This window comes from Mammaliicoccus sp. J-M41 (assembly GCF_022385935.1).
Taxonomy (GTDB): Bacteria; Bacillota; Bacilli; order Staphylococcales; family Staphylococcaceae; genus Mammaliicoccus; species Mammaliicoccus sciuri_A.
Genome location: NZ_JAJNIR010000015.1, coordinates 1 through 15,155, shown reverse-complemented (window position 1 = coordinate 15,155; position 15,155 = coordinate 1). Strand labels below are relative to the sequence as shown.

General features: G+C 33.4%; 13 protein-coding genes, 6 tRNA genes and 1 rRNA gene. All 20 read right to left on the bottom strand.

Annotation, left to right across the window (positions count from 1 at the left end):
* Positions 1–13: 13 nt before the first annotated feature.
* Positions 14–670 carry a haloacid dehalogenase type II gene (locus LQ686_RS07410; protein ID WP_239733246.1) on the bottom strand — a complete coding sequence of 219 codons (657 nt, stop codon included), beginning with the start codon at positions 668–670 and terminating at the stop codon, positions 14–16.
* 142 nt (positions 671–812) lie between these two features.
* A complete protein-coding gene (locus LQ686_RS07405; protein ID WP_107565393.1) occupies positions 813–1,667 on the bottom strand; it encodes a Cof-type HAD-IIB family hydrolase in 855 nt (284 codons plus the stop codon).
* Between the two features lie 76 nt (positions 1,668–1,743).
* Positions 1,744–2,523 carry an ABC transporter ATP-binding protein gene (locus tag LQ686_RS07400; RefSeq protein ID WP_239733245.1) on the bottom strand — a complete coding sequence of 260 codons (780 nt, stop codon included), beginning with the start codon at positions 2,521–2,523 and terminating at the stop codon, positions 1,744–1,746.
* Positions 2,524–2,627: 104 nt separating this feature from the next.
* Positions 2,628–3,413 (bottom strand): VOC family protein, encoded by a 786-nt coding sequence (locus LQ686_RS07395; RefSeq protein WP_037560313.1) that lies wholly within the window; start codon positions 3,411–3,413, stop codon positions 2,628–2,630.
* Between the two features lie 133 nt (positions 3,414–3,546).
* Entirely contained in the window at positions 3,547–3,996 is a 450-nt protein-coding gene (locus LQ686_RS07390; RefSeq protein WP_025907422.1) for a GNAT family N-acetyltransferase, read from the bottom strand.
* Between the two features lie 22 nt (positions 3,997–4,018).
* Positions 4,019–4,627, bottom strand: coding sequence for a DedA family protein (locus LQ686_RS07385; protein ID WP_025907425.1), 609 nt, complete (start codon positions 4,625–4,627; stop codon positions 4,019–4,021).
* Between the two features lie 244 nt (positions 4,628–4,871).
* Positions 4,872–7,256 carry a heavy metal translocating P-type ATPase gene (locus LQ686_RS07380; protein ID WP_107565391.1) on the bottom strand — a complete coding sequence of 795 codons (2,385 nt, stop codon included), beginning with the start codon at positions 7,254–7,256 and terminating at the stop codon, positions 4,872–4,874.
* A 13-nt stretch (positions 7,257–7,269) separates the two neighbouring features.
* Positions 7,270–7,572, bottom strand: a complete 303-nt coding sequence (locus LQ686_RS07375; RefSeq protein WP_025907429.1) for a metal-sensing transcriptional repressor — start codon at positions 7,570–7,572, stop codon at positions 7,270–7,272.
* Between the two features lie 369 nt (positions 7,573–7,941).
* Positions 7,942–9,744: a glutamine--fructose-6-phosphate transaminase (isomerizing) gene (glmS, locus tag LQ686_RS07370; protein WP_025907431.1), complete on the bottom strand. Its 1,803-nt coding sequence runs from the start codon at positions 9,742–9,744 to the stop codon at positions 7,942–7,944.
* Positions 9,745–10,216: 472 nt separating this feature from the next.
* Complete coding sequence (gene glmM, locus LQ686_RS07365; protein ID WP_239733244.1) at positions 10,217–11,569, bottom strand: phosphoglucosamine mutase; 1,353 nt, start codon at positions 11,567–11,569, stop codon at positions 10,217–10,219.
* A gap of 21 nt (positions 11,570–11,590) precedes the next feature.
* A complete protein-coding gene (locus tag LQ686_RS07360; RefSeq protein WP_239733243.1) occupies positions 11,591–12,526 on the bottom strand; it encodes a CdaR family protein in 936 nt (311 codons plus the stop codon).
* Complete coding sequence (gene cdaA / locus LQ686_RS07355; protein WP_025907437.1) at positions 12,527–13,333, bottom strand: diadenylate cyclase CdaA; 807 nt, start codon at positions 13,331–13,333, stop codon at positions 12,527–12,529.
* A gap of 142 nt (positions 13,334–13,475) precedes the next feature.
* Positions 13,476–14,381 carry an arginase gene (gene rocF, locus LQ686_RS07350; protein WP_107565389.1) on the bottom strand — a complete coding sequence of 302 codons (906 nt, stop codon included), beginning with the start codon at positions 14,379–14,381 and terminating at the stop codon, positions 13,476–13,478.
* A 185-nt stretch (positions 14,382–14,566) separates the two neighbouring features.
* Positions 14,567–14,639: transfer RNA gene (locus tag LQ686_RS07345), tRNA-Lys, on the bottom strand.
* A gap of 4 nt (positions 14,640–14,643) precedes the next feature.
* Positions 14,644–14,718 (bottom strand) — tRNA-Gln (locus LQ686_RS07340).
* A gap of 4 nt (positions 14,719–14,722) precedes the next feature.
* A tRNA-Tyr gene (locus LQ686_RS07335) sits at positions 14,723–14,806 on the bottom strand.
* 16 nt (positions 14,807–14,822) lie between these two features.
* A tRNA-Val gene (locus tag LQ686_RS07330) sits at positions 14,823–14,898 on the bottom strand.
* 8 nt (positions 14,899–14,906) lie between these two features.
* Positions 14,907–14,978 (bottom strand) — tRNA-Glu (locus tag LQ686_RS07325).
* A gap of 1 nt (position 14,979) precedes the next feature.
* Positions 14,980–15,054, bottom strand: a tRNA-Asn gene (locus tag LQ686_RS07320).
* A 19-nt stretch (positions 15,055–15,073) separates the two neighbouring features.
* A 5S ribosomal RNA gene (gene rrf, locus LQ686_RS14350) occupies positions 15,074–15,155 on the bottom strand; the annotation flags it as partial.

Genomic DNA, 15,155 nt, shown 5'->3' with positions numbered 1-15,155 from the left:
TTGAGCGCTTTTTTTATATTAAATCTTTAATACTATATAAAGATTGTAATTCAAAGTCGGGTTTAACCTCTATATATTCAAAATCACTAAAGTTACGATTAACCCATGCCGTTTGAAATCCAAACTTTTGTGCGCCAACAATATCCCATTTATTTGATGATACAAATAGTACTTCATCTTTATTATATGGAATATTTTCTTCTAACAAAGCGTATCCATTAGAATCTGGTTTATACACCCCAAACTCTTCAAGAGACAAGATAAACTTAAAGTAACTCTTGATATTTGAATAATCTAATACTTGTTCTATCATTTCTTTATTACCATTACTAAATATGATTTGATCAACTTCTGATAATTCTTTTAATGTGTGCGCAACTTCTGGAAATGGCGTTAATTGATTATATGCTGCCATACATTCGTTAATTTCTTTCAATGAGTAATCAAAATCATTTCTGCTGAGTACGTACTCAAGTGAATCACGAATCACTTTACTAAATGGTTTATATTCATCCACTAATTGTCTCACTTGTGTGTACTCAATTAGTTTATATCGCCATGCTTTAGCAATTCTATCTCCATTTCCCGGGAATAACTTTTCACATTTTTCTCTCACACTATCTATATCAAAAAGCGTGCCATATAAGTCATAAACTACTGTTTTAATCATTTCATCACCCCTTTAAAACATCACTCATTGTATTATATCCAAATGTATATAAAACAATCACATAAAATATATTGCTAACAACCTTATTGTTCATAAAATAAAACCATGCTCCTTTATATCGGACATGGTTTCATATATTGATTTAATTAATTAAAAACTTTTGACTTAAAAAGTCAGCGACACCATTTTCTACATTTGTACGTCTCGTAACTTCACTACCTAACGCTTTAATATGATCAGGTGCATTTTTCATCACAATTGGATTATCTACAAATTCGAGCATTTGTCTATCATTATCACTATCACCAATCGCAAACGTTTCAGTATCATCTGCAATTCCTAAATAGTCTAAAGTAGCTTGAATAGCTGTTGCTTTGTTAACGCCTGTAGGCATCGTTTCTAAATTACAAGTTGTTGAATGAGAGATTGAAATATCTAATTCTTCTTTCATAGGTACGATAAGTTCTTCCCATTTTTTAATTTCTGACTCGTATTTTTTGAAGAAATAAAATTTAGAATAAGCATCTTCAGGTATTTCATCAACCCAATTGATTTTTTCACTTAAAGCTTCTTGTCGAGATTTCCATTCGTTACGTTCTACATCTCCCAATTCATCTGTTTGGATTTCAGAAAGTAATAACGTTTTATCACGTTTTAAGGCGATACGATTTTTATAGTATGGAAATAGCTCATAATAAATTTGATGTTGTTCTGCTAAATCTACAAGTTTACGCACTGTTTCCATAGGCAGTTGGTGTTTAAATATTTCTTCTCCATTAATATATCCTACTGCACCATTTGAAGATAAAATACCATCAACTTCAAAATTCTCTGGTACTAAATATGGAATTTCATCATATGCTCTTCCTGTCGCAATAAATACTTTAATGCCTTTTTGTCTAACTTCTTGAATAACATCATTTGTATGATTCGTTACTCTGTTGTCTTCATTTAAAATTGTCCCATCCATATCTAAAAAAACTGCTTGAATCGTCATGTTGAATCCTCCATATCATTTATCAATGTCTATTATTTCATGCTCACAACATAAAGGCAATTTTTTAAAATGCATATTACTTTTTAGATAAAATTGGTCTATCATTTTTAAATGTAACATCCACATCAATTCCAAATAAGTTACTCATATTATCACTATTTAATAGCGAATGAATATCACCTGATTGGAATACTTCTCCATTTTTCAATAAAAGTATGTTTTTAAAGATTGGTAAGACTTCTTCTAAATGATGTGTCACATAAATAATCGTTGGTCTATTACTATCTTGACCGATATACTCAATTCTTTCTAACAGATCTTCACGTGCTACAAAGTCTAATCCATTAGTTGGTTCATCAAGAATAAGCAACCTCAGTTCTGACATTAACGCTCTACCTATCAATACGCGCGTTTGTTCTCCTTGAGATAGCGTTTCAAACCTTCTATTTATATAATGTGTAATACCTAGCGTTTCACAAATATGTTTCGCTTTTTCTTTAATTTCTTCAGTAGGTTCTTCATAAACACCAATTGACGCATAAGCACCACTAATAACAGTTGTATAAGCATTGTCCTGTTGTCTCATTTTCTTAAATAAAGATGATGAAACATAACCAATTTGCCTTCTAATAGCATCAGCAGAATAACCTGGTCTTCCTTGTTTCATGTCTAGTATTTCAAATTCACCAGATGATGGTGCTGTATATGCGTTAATAATATCGAGAATGGTAGATTTACCAGCACCATTTAATCCGTACAAGACCCAGTGTTCTCCATCTACTATTTCCCAAGAAATATCTTTTAATATGTATTTGCCTTCTCTAATCCAATTAATATGTTTCAAATCAAGAAGCATACTTACATCCCCTTTAATATAAGAATTTAGAATATTCACTTATTGTACATGAAACATCTCTTATATTAAAGATGATAGGATAGGAAGGCTTAATTTTATAATGATTATTCTGGATTAATATCGAATCTTAATCCATCTGGTGAAATCAATACTTCAGATGCTCTGTTCGGTATTTGCATATCAATATTGGCAAGTCCGTAACTATGATCTAAATCTTCGCGTTTTTTATTAGATTGCCAAGTATTAATTGCAATATGGTGATGGTAATCTTTCGTTGACATGAATAATGCATTAGGGAAGTTACCTACAACAATTTTTAATCCTAATGTATCAATATAAAAATCTTTGCTTTCATTGATGTTGCTTGTTTTTAAATGTAAGTGTCCAATCTTAGCACCTTCAGGCATACCGTTCCAACCTTCAGTTGATGCATGTTTGACTAAAGCTTCTGCGTCTACCTCATGTGTATCCATATTGACATTGCCATCATTCCATACCCAAGTTTCTGGATCTCTATCTCTATAAATTTCTAAACCATTGCCTTCTGGATCATTTAAATACAATGCTTCTGACACGATATGGTCCCCAGCACCTAATCTTACATTTAATCTTGAAGCATGTAATAAAAAGTCTGCTAAATCAGCAGTTGTTGGTAATAATATTGCTAGATGGAATAATCCAGCTTCTCTCATACTTGGTTCTCTACCATCTACTAATAAATTTAATGTAATAGTATGACCTGAGTTACCAATCTCAAATACTGTTTGTTTGTCATCTTTACTTTTTATATTTAATCCTAGAATACTGTCGTAAAATACTGTCATTTTTTCTAAATCTTTAACATTTAATGTAATGCCTTTAACTAAATTTGCATCTTTACCATGAAACATAACTTGCACCTCTTCTTATTTATTAGTTAACTATAGTATACTTTATATACTATAAAAAGTATACTACTTTGTTTTGAAAAGTAAAAAAACCTATACGATACAATTTTACATTGAATCCGTATAGGCCATTTTATTATAATTCCATCTCTAATCTCACCATATCTTTGCATTGTATACCATTCTCAAAGATATGTTCTTCGTAATACTTTACAAAATAATCAATATCTATTGATTTCATTCTAAATCCAGCTTGTTGATAAAGTTTCAATTGCCCAATACCTGAGTTACCTGTTCCAACAGTTATTGTATGACAATGTAATTTTCTCGCTTCATTAATCAAATGGTCAATTAATAATTTCCCTATACCTTGATTTTGAAATTGAGGATCAACTGCTAAATTAACTAACTCATATGTATTGGGTCTCGTTAATAACCCAACTGCAATTCCGATATCTTGATGATCTTGTTGATAAACATATACTTGACCTCTAGAAGCATAATCACTAACAGCATGTTGATTGTCATCTGCTAAAGCTAATAATTCATAATGTCTATCATTTAACTGCTCACATAAAGTTATCATTGTATCACCTTCATTGTTTAAGTTATGAAACTTTCTTCTTCCTAATAAACCAAATGCCAAATACAATTATACCAATTGCAATAACTGCGTACATAAAGTTAGAATAAACATCCATATAATTGACGATTTGATGCCAATTATCTCCTACTTTAGCACCTACCAGTACTAATACTAAATTCCATATCAATGTACCAATTGTCGTTAATACTAAAAATAACCATTGATTCATACCGCTCATACCAGCCGGAACGGATATTAAACTTCGAATAAGTGGAATAAATCTACAGAAGAATACAGTCCATGGTCCATATTTATCGAACCAAGCATCCGCTTTTCTTACATCTTCTTTCGTTAACCTAAGATATTTACCCCATTTCTCGATAATTCTTTCGATTCTTTCAACATTTAGAATACGACCAATCCAATATAATATGACCGCACCGCCTACAGAACCTATTGTAGATGCAACGACTACACCTAAGACTGTTAGATCTGACTTCGTTGTCATGAAACCTCCAAATGTTAAAATAACCTCTGATGGTATGGGTGGGAAAACATTTTCCAATAATATCAATAAGGCAATACCAAAATAGCCAAATTGTTCCATTACACTTGTAATCCAACTCTCCATTAATTTGCTCCTTTAAGTTGATATCTTTCTCATTTTATTGCTTTGTAAATAAAAACTCTCAATAATAATAAATAAAACATAATGATGAAACTTAATTATATAATATATAACGCTGAATAAGTGTAAGACTTAAGTATGAACATGACAATTTTTATTTATATGCATTGTCATTACTTTTTATTTTACAATAAAATGATTCATAAAAAAATTCACACCCATTTATATATGAGTGTGAATGAAGTATTTATAATTTAACTTTTTTTAATCTTAATGCATTTGTTACGACACTTACAGAGCTTAATGCCATTGCAGCACCTGCAACCCAAGGCGCTAGAATACCTATTGCAGCAATTGGTATGCCTGCTGTATTATAGCCGAATGCCCAGAATAAGTTTTGTTTAATATTTTTAATTGTTGCATGACTTATTTTAATTGCTTTTGGGATAAGTAATAATTCTCCACCAAGAATTGTTACATCTGCCGCTTCAATCGCAACTTCAGTGCCAGTCCCAATTGCGATACCAATATCTGATATTGCTAACGCTGGCGCATCATTAACTCCATCACCGACCATTGCAACCTTTTTGCCAGTACTTTGAATTTCTTTAATTTTATCAGCTTTTTCATTTGGTAATACTTCAGAAATGACTTTTTGAATACCTACTTGATTTGCGATAGCCTGAGCTGTTCTTTCGTTATCACCAGTAAGCATCACGACTTCTAAGCCTTCATCTTGAAGCAGTTTAATCGCTTCTGGTGCACTTTCTTTAATTGTATCCGCAACTGCGACAATACCTTTAAATGTACGATCAACAGCAACTAACATAGCTGTTTTACCTTCTTGTTCTAAATTAGACATGTCTTGTTCAAATGATGTCGTTTCGATACCATGTCTTGTCATTAATTTTCGATTGCCGACTAATATTTCTTTATTCTGTATAGTTGCTTGAATACCATATCCAGGTATTGCATTAAAATCGTCTACATCATTTAATGCGACTTCTTGTTCTGTAGCGTATGCAACAATTGCTTCAGCAAGAGGGTGTTCTGAACCTTTTTCTGCACTTGCTAATAGACTGAGTGTTTCTACGTCACCAGTATAATCCGTAACTTCAGGTTTACCTTTTGTAATTGTACCAGTCTTATCTAGCACGATTGTATTTAATTGGTGTGTACGTTCTAAATGTTCGCCACCTTTGAATAATATGCCATTCTCGGCAGCTTTACCCGTACCAACCATAATGGATGTTGGTGTAGCTAATCCAAGCGCACATGGACAAGCAATGACAATCACAGCAATTGCTGCTACTAATGCACGTTCAAACTGACCTGGATCTACTAATGTTAGCCATATGATAAATGTTAAGATTGATAACCCAACAACAATCGGAACGAAATAACCAGAAATAACATCTGCTAGTCTTTGGATAGGTGCTTTAGATCCTTGCGCTTCTTCTACAATTTTAACAATAGAAGCAAGTGCCGTATCTTCACCTACTTTTGTTGCTTTTACATGAATTAAACCATTCTTATTAATCGTTGAACCAATGACTTCTTCATTTATCGTTTTTTCAACAGGAATAGATTCACCTGTAATCATAGATTCATCTATTGATGTACGCCCTTTTTCAATAATACCGTCCACCGGTATCTTTTCACCTGGTTTGATGTTCAATATATCACCGACAACGACATCATCAATAGGTATCATGATCTCTTTATTATCACGAATAACTCTTGCTTCTTTAGCTTGTAAATTTAATAAAGATGATAAAGAATTCGTTGTTTGACTTTTAGCGCGTTTTTCTAAATATTTCCCAAACAAGATTAAAGTAATTAACACTGCACTTGTTTCAAAATATAAATGCGGCATATAAGATGGATTACCAATTGTTTTGATAGCTTCATATAAACTATAAAAATATGCTGCACTTGTTCCTAATGCCACTAATACATCCATATTAGCACCACCATTTTTCAAGTTCTTATAAGCGCCAACATAGAACTGCCAGCCAATGATAAATTGAACAGGTGTTGCTAGTATAAATTGAAACCAAGGATTCATTAAGATATGAGGCATAGGCATATTAAATAAATGCACAAACATCGTCAATAAAAGTGGCAACGATAAAATAGCAGAAATAATCAGTTTAGTTTTCATTTTTTGTACTTCTTGTTCTTTATGCGTTGTTTGATTTTGAACATCACTTTTAGTAGCAGCGTCATAGCCTAAATTTTTAATTTTATTAATAATACTTTTAACATCTATAATTTCAGGATTGTATTCGACATTAGCTTGTTCAGTCGTTAAATTAACTGTTGCTTGTGTGATACCTTCTTGTCGATTGAGTACTTTCTCAATACGGTTAGAACATGCTGCACACGTCATACCATAGACATCTAATTCAGCCTTTTCAGTTAAGACACCGTATCCGAGATTTTCAATTTTATTTGTAACATCCGATAAATTTGTAGCGTCATTATTGAAAGTGATGGATGCTTTCTCAGTTGATAAATTCACTTGAGCATCAACGCCATCCATTCTGTTTAACACTTTTTCAATACGATTGGAACATGCTGCACATGTCATACCCGTTACACCAACAGTAACATGTTTAGATTCACTCATTTCGTTTACCTCCTTACTTAGAAAATTGTTTAAGTACACTCATTAATTCATCTATTGTTTCTTCGCCTTCACCATTTTGAATAGCATCCGTCACACAATGTTTAATATGTCTTTCCGTTACCGCAAATCCAACATTTTTTAAAGCAGACTGTATCGCACTAATTTGAACTAATATATCCACACAATATCTATCTTCCTCAACCATACTTTGAATACCACGCACTTGACCCTCAATACGTTTTAGTCTATTGATCACTTTATCTTTTTCCTCTTTAGTTCTAGGTGTTACAGTATGTTCATGTAAATATTCACTCATACAATCACTTCCTCTCTTCAATTAATACTATACCCCCCTATAGTATATTTTTCAATATAAAAGCTCAACAAAAATTATATGCGCTGTTGAATAGAGAAAGTTTGTTAATATGTTATGGGCCACCTTAGTTACATTTCCACGGGCTTTTGTTACTATGGGCTGCCTTAGTTACAATTCCCCAGACTTTTGTTACTATAGACCCCCTTAGTTACAATTCTCCAGACTTTTGTTACTATGGACATGGACCTCCTTAGTTACAATTCCTCCGACTTTTGTTACTACTGCCATCATACACGCCTAACCATATATAATATATTCAAAATTTACAAAAAAACACCTGAGCGAGTAGCTCAGGTGTTCAACATCAATCTATTCAACTGTAACTGATTTAGCTAAGTTACGTGGTTTATCTACGTCACAACCTCTGTGTAATGCAGCGTAGTAAGAGATTAATTGTAATGTGATTACTGATACAAGTGGTGATAACATTTCATGAACGTGTGGTATTACATACGTATCTTGATCGTGTTCTAAACCTTCCATAGAAATAATACATGGATTAGCACCACGTGCTACAACTTCTTTAACGTTACCACGAATTGATAAGTTAACTTTTTCTTGTGTAGCTAATGCAATGATTGGTGTACCTTCTTCAATTAATGCAATTGTACCGTGTTTTAATTCTCCTCCAGCAAATCCTTCTGCTTGGATATAAGAAATTTCTTTAAGTTTCAATGCACCTTCAAGACCTACGTAGTAATCCATTGTACGTCCAATAAAGAATGCGTTACGTGTTGTTTCTAAGAAATCTTTAGCGATTTGTTCCATTTTAGGCGCATCGTCAACAATTGCAGTGATTGCAGTTGTTACTTTCGCTAATTCAGGAATAATATCTACGCCAGTATTTTTGTTATGTGCATTCGCAACTACTTGAGAAAGAATTGCTAATACTGCGATTTGTGCTGTATATGCTTTAGTTGATGCAACAGCGATTTCAGGTCCAGCGTGTAAAATTAATGTATGATCCGCTTCACGAGATAAAGTTGATCCTGGTACATTTGTAATTGTTAATGCTTTGTGACCTAAACGTTTAGCTTCTACTAATACTGCACGGCTATCTGCTGTTTCACCTGATTGTGAAATAAAGATGAATAATGGTTTTTCAGATAATAAAGGCATGTTGTAAACAAACTCTGAAGCTACATGTACTTCAGTAGGAACGCCTGCCCATTTTTCAATGTATTCTTTACCTACTAAACCAGCATGGTAACTTGTACCACATGCAACGATATAAATTCTATCTGCTTGTGCAACATCTTCAATAATTTCTTTATCGATTTTAAGGTTACCCTCTTCATCTTGGTAATTTTGAATAATGTTACGCATAACACCTGGTTGTTCGTGAATTTCTTTTAACATGTAGTGATCGTAAGTACCTTTTTCAACGTCTGAAGCATCGATTTCAGCTTTATAGCTATCTCTTTCGATTACGTTACCTTCTTGGTCTTTGATGATCACTTCATCGCGTTTTACGATAACAATTTCGTTGTCGACTAATTCTTTATAAGTATCTGTTACAGCTAACATAGCAATTGCATCTGAAGCAATTACGTTAAATCCATCACCGATACCAACTAATAATGGTGATTTGTTTTTAGCTACATAGATTGTGTCAGCATCTTGTTCATCTAATAAACCTAATGCATATGAACCGTGTAATAATGATAATACTTTATTGAAAGCATCTTCTGTAGTTAAACCTTCGTTTGAGAAGTGTTCAATTAATTCAACAATAACTTCAGTATCAGTATCTGATTTAAAAGTGATACCTGATAAAAATTCATTTTTAAGTTGTTCATAGTTTTCAATAACACCGTTGTGTACTAATGTGAAACGACCTGATGTTGATTGATGAGGGTGAGCGTTCTCATAGTTTGGCACACCGTGAGTTGCCCAACGTGTATGTCCAATACCAATATTTCCATCAAAGTCATCAGAAGCTGCTTTACGTAATTCAGCAATTCTTCCTTTTTCTTTAAATACTTTAATTTCTTCTTCATTTCTTACAGCAATACCAGCTGAATCATAACCTCTATATTCTAATTTTTCTAATCCTCTAAGTAATAATTCTTTAGCATTTGCTGTACCTATATATCCTACTATTCCACACATAATCAAAATTCCTCCAATTTTAAATAAGCGGTCAGACTTTTAAAATTTTAGTCTAGTCGCTTTCAATACTCTGTTCAATTTATGGCTATTTCAATGGCTTTGGACATACAGTCACCTATATGCTTTAAACATTGAACTTCGAATGAGCCACATCCGGGATAGCATCCGCCGATAATTCGATAACTATCCTCCTCGTCAACAAAGTTCATAACACTCATTCAGCATGTATCTGATTATACATGCCTCTTCAATCGCGTATGTTCTTTGTTCAGGCGCTATAAGTTTCCTTATTTCGATAAACCTCACAATCCTCCTTAAGAAAGCTCTCTTCATTCTACAATGAAATTGTATGTTGTGCAATTATAATACTATATTTAGTGCAATTTTCTCATAAAAATATAATAATAACAGTTGTAATAAATAAAATAAAAAATCTGAGACACATAAAAGTTGTCTCAGATTAATAATATATTTATTCAATTCCCATCTCTTGTTCTACTACTTCTGCAATGCTGTTAACAAATCTTTCAGCATCTTCTTCTGTTTTAGCTTCAACCATTACACGAACAAGTGGTTCAGTACCTGATGGTCTTACTAATATACGACCTTCGCCATTCATTTCAACTTCAACTTTAGTCATAATCTCAGAAACTTTGGCATTTTCTTCAACACCATATTTATCAGAAACTCTAACGTTTACTAATTTTTGTGGATATTTTTTCATTTTGCTTGTTAAGTCACTTAAACTTTTGCCTGATCTTTTAACGATACTTGCAAGATGCGCACCAGTCAGTAACCCATCACCAGTCGTATTATAATCCATCATAACGATATGACCTGATTGCTCTCCACCAAGGCTGTAAAAACCACGTCGCATTTCTTCTACAACATATCTATCTCCAACTTTAGTTTTGTTAGATTTAATACCTTTTTCTTCTAGTGCTTTATAGAAACCTAAATTACTCATTACTGTTGAAACGACCATATTATCTTTTAATTCACCATTTTGTGCCATATCTTCAGCTAACACATACATGATTTGGTCACCATCAACGATTTGTCCTTTATCATCTACAGCAATGATTCTATCCCCATCACCATCAAAAGCTAAACCAAGGTCTGCACCATGTTCAATAACAGCTTTAGCTAATTCTTCTGGGTGTGTAGAACCAACATTTAAGTTAATATTATAACCATCTGGCTTACAACCGATTGTTTCGCTAGTTGCTTCTAAATCACCGAATAAATATGGCGCAAGAGAATAAGTAGCACCATGTGCACCATCTAGGACAATTTTCAATCCATCTAAATCTCCATCAACAGTTGATTTAATATAGCTTATATATTTTTGAGCACCTTCAAAGTAATCAGAAATATGATTTAATTGGTTACCTGTTGGTCTTGGTAAATTGTCTTCTGTAGAATCTAATAACTTTTCAATTTCTAATTCTTCATCATCCGTTAATTTGAAACCATCTGGACCAAAGAATTTAATTCCATTATCTGCTACCGGATTGTGTGACGCACTGATCATAACACCTAAATCTGCATCCACTTCTCTCGTTAAATAAGCTACACCTGGAGTTGAAATAACACCTAATCTCATGACTTCTGCACCAATTGATGAAAGACCAGCGATTAGAGCTGCTTCTAACATTTCGCCAGAAACACGTGTATCTCTACCTACTAATACTTTAGGATTTTCACTACCATGTTTCTTTGATAATACATAACCACCAAATCTACCTAATCTAAATGCGATTTCTGGTGTTAACTCAGAATTAGCTACACCTCTAACACCATCTGTACCAAAATATTTGCCCATTATAATTCTCCTTTAATTCCATTAGTTTTTAGAAGTTTCTATTTTTGCTTCGACATTTTTAAATTCTGCTTCGTCCACACCATCAGGCAAGCTAAGACTTACTTTTTTAGATGTATCACCGTCAACATTTGAAATATCGACAGGTACATCTATTGATCCTATACCATCAAGAACGTTTCTCGAACCATATATTTTAACTTCGGTTTTATCTAAAGTAATATCATCAATATTTATATTTTTAGATGCACTACCTTTTGTAACAGGATTTAATATCACAGTTTTACTAGATCTTGCAACTTTAATATTGACGTTAACAGTATCTGGTCTAATCTGTACGTCTAGTTTATTTAAATTGCTATCGAGTACACTGATACCCGCTTTTTCAGTCGTATCATCTGTTAATTGCTTCGTTTCATCTAAAGTAGCTTTAACATAAGCAATTTTATTAAGTTCTTCTTGTCCACCTGTAATCGTTACTTGTGATGGATTAACAGTTTCTCCTACTAGCTCATATCCAGAAGCAATTCTGTTTTGGTTAATCTCTGCTTCAATTGGATATTTTTTAGAAACTTTGTCTTGTAACGTTACATTTGCGCTTTTAGGCACAACTGTCGCTTTAAGTTCATCACTAAGTCCTTTAATTTTAAAGTTTTCTTTATATTGTCCTACTGATTTGTTTTTCAAATCCAATTCTACTTTAAAATTCAATAATTTTTCAGCTTGTAATATTGTAGATTGTGGACCAGAAACTTTTACATCCACAGTTTTAGGTGCTCCTGATAAATATAATTCTTTCGTATTATAAATTGTATCTACCGGAACATCTTCTATTACATGATCTGAACTTTTCAAAGCATTTTCCGAAAACAAACTACCGAACACATTATTTACTGATAAGAACATGAGTAGCGCTAAAATTAAAGCTACAAATCGTAAACCCCATTTAGATTCTAGCATCTACTTCACATCCTTTCTGTTTTGAACAGAACCAAACCAATGCTCAACTAGTAACTCTCTAAAGGCTTCACTTGATATTTCTTTTCTTAATCGACCATCAATTGTTACAGATATTGAACCTGTTTCTTCTGATACTACAACTGTAAATGCATCTGATACTTCTGAAATCCCTACAGCTGCTCTATGACGCGTTCCTAAACTTTTAGAAATTTTTTGACTGTCAGATAACGGCAAATAACTTGCTGCTGTAGCAATTTTTTGTTCACGTATGATCATCGCACCATCATGTAATGGTGTATTTGGAATAAAAATATTTGTGAGTAATTCTTGAGAAATATCAGCATTAATAGGTATACCTGTTTCTATGTAGTCTTGAAGACCTGTTTCTTTCTCGAATACAATTAATGCACCTATTCTTCTTTTAGCCATATACTGAACAGCTTTATCAACACTATCAGTTAACCTTTCTTGTTCTGCTGATGTCGCTACATTTACTCGTTTAAATAGACTTCCTCGCCCTAATTGTTCCAACGCTCTTCTAAACTCTGGTTGGAATATTACAATGATTGCTAAAAATCCCCATTGCAATACAAAATCAAATAAAAGCGTAGTAGTCGTCAAATTCAAAAAATTACTTACTGTTCTACCAATTATGATGAAAAATATACCTTTTAATAGTTGTATCGCTTTTGTACCTTTAACGACAGTTATAATTAAGTACAATACATACCATACAATAATTAAATCAAGTATACCTGTTATAACTTTTAAGGCACTTAATTCACCAAAAATGTCAGGTAACTGCATAGTATCTCCTCCGTGTTTCATTTACCTAGTGCTTATTATAACAATTTTTGAGATATATTGTTAATTTAATTATATATAAAACAAAAAAAGCCTCTATAAAAGAGACTTCTTTATTAAAGTATATTTTATCTATGATTGTCAATTATAATAATTTCTCTCCAAAGAATGATCCCATTAACCCAATTGCTTGGTGAGCCGTTTTATTATATTCATCGATTAGAGGATTTACTTCGACTAAATCAGCAGATACGATTAAATTTGACTCATGGAGTAACTCCATAGCTAAATGACTTTCTCTATATGTTGCGCCTCCTGGTACTGTTGTGCCCGTACCAGGCGTTTCGACTGGATCTAATGCATCAACATCCAATGAAAGATGTACACCATCCGTTTTATCCTTTAAGTAATCTATCGTTTCAGATATAACTTGATTCATGCCAAGTTTATCTATATCTGCCATTGTATATGTACGTATACCTGATTTTTTAATATATTCCTTTTCACCATCATCTAAATCTCTCATGCCAATTAGAACGATATTTTCAGGTTTTACTTTGTTCTTATATCCACCGATATTCATTAATTCTTCATTACCTTCACCTATTAAGACTCTTAATGGCATTCCATGAATATTACCACTTGGTGAAGAATCTAATGTATTTAAATCTCCATGTGCATCATACCAAATAACACCGAGATTACTATAGTGTTTACTGATACCAGCGATTGATCCAATTGATAATGAATGATCCCCACCTAAAATTAATGGAAAGTTACCATTATTCATCGTTTCATTTACGGATTCATATAAGTTATTTGAAAATGAAATTACTTCATCTAAATTTCTTAAACCTTCTTGTTCGCTTTTATATTTTTTCATATCAATATTAGGTGATTCTACATTACCTTTATCTATGACATGGTGACCTATATTTTCTATTCTTTCAATCAAACCAGCATATCTCAATGCATCTGGTCCAAAATTAACGCCTAATTTTCTTTGACCAAAAGCAGTTGGTGCACCGATTATTTCAATGCTCTTTTTCATAATTTCAAATCCCCCTTAATTTGCATTACTATTATATTCTAGTATATGTAAGCACTTACATCAAGCTATATAAGGGTTTGTGGATAATATTAATATATTCCAAATATTTATACGTATATACATCGTTTTATGCATATTTTCATCAATAAAAAAGAGACATTAGATTAACTAATGTCTCTTACTTATGAGCCATAGAGGATTCGAACCTCTGACCCTCTGATTAAAAGTCAGATGCTCTACCAACTGAGCTAATGGCTCTTAATGGCTGGGCTAGCTGGATTCGAACCAGCGAGTGACGGAGTCAAAGTCCGTTGCCTTACCGCTTGGCTATAGCCCAAAAATGGTGGAGGGGGGCAGATTCGAACTGCCGAACCCGAAGGAGCGGATTTACAGTCCGCCGCGTTTAGCCACTTCGCTACCCCTCCAGCTTATTAAATTAAATGGTGGAGAATGACGGGTTCGAACCGCCGACCCTCTGCTTGTAAGGCAGATGCTCTCCCAGCTGAGCTAATTCTCCATAAAAAATGACCCCTACGGGATTCGAACCCGTGTTACCGCCGTGAAAGGGCGGTGTCTTAACCGCTTGACCAAGGGGCCATGGCTCCACAGGTAGGACTCGAACCTACGACCGATCGGTTAACAGCCGATAGCTCTACCACTGAGCTACTGTGGAATAATAAAATTAAATATTTGCCCGGCAACGTCCTACTCTCGCGGAACGTAAGCCCAACTACCATCGGCGCTAAAGAGCTTAACTTCTGTGTTCGGCATGGG

Bases quoted from the DNA above. Each gene is read 5' to 3' on its own strand.
- LQ686_RS07400 (WP_239733245.1), bottom strand. From the start codon at position 2,523: ATGCTTCTTGATTTGAAACATATTAATTGGATTAGAGAAGGCAAATAC.
- LQ686_RS07390 (WP_025907422.1), bottom strand. From the start codon at position 3,996: ATGATAACTTTATGTGAGCAGTTAAATGATAGACATTATGAATTATTA.
- rocF (WP_107565389.1), bottom strand. From the start codon at position 14,381: ATGAAAAAGAGCATTGAAATAATCGGTGCACCAACTGCTTTTGGTCAA.
- LQ686_RS07375 (WP_025907429.1), bottom strand. From the start codon at position 7,572: ATGAGTGAATATTTACATGAACATACTGTAACACCTAGAACTAAAGAG.
- LQ686_RS07395 (WP_037560313.1), bottom strand. From the start codon at position 3,413: ATGTTTCATGGTAAAGATGCAAATTTAGTTAAAGGCATTACATTAAAT.
- LQ686_RS07410 (WP_239733246.1), bottom strand. From the start codon at position 670: ATGATTAAAACAGTAGTTTATGACTTATATGGCACGCTTTTTGATATA.
- LQ686_RS07380 (WP_107565391.1), bottom strand. From the start codon at position 7,256: ATGAGTGAATCTAAACATGTTACTGTTGGTGTAACGGGTATGACATGT.
- cdaA (WP_025907437.1), bottom strand. From the start codon at position 13,333: ATGCAGTTACCTGACATTTTTGGTGAATTAAGTGCCTTAAAAGTTATA.
- glmS (WP_025907431.1), bottom strand. From the start codon at position 9,744: ATGTGTGGAATAGTAGGATATATAGGTACAGCAAATGCTAAAGAATTA.
- LQ686_RS07360 (WP_239733243.1), bottom strand. From the start codon at position 12,526: ATGCTAGAATCTAAATGGGGTTTACGATTTGTAGCTTTAATTTTAGCG.
- LQ686_RS07405 (WP_107565393.1), bottom strand. From the start codon at position 1,667: ATGACGATTCAAGCAGTTTTTTTAGATATGGATGGGACAATTTTAAAT.
- glmM (WP_239733244.1), bottom strand. From the start codon at position 11,569: ATGGGCAAATATTTTGGTACAGATGGTGTTAGAGGTGTAGCTAATTCT.
- LQ686_RS07385 (WP_025907425.1), bottom strand. From the start codon at position 4,627: ATGGAGAGTTGGATTACAAGTGTAATGGAACAATTTGGCTATTTTGGT.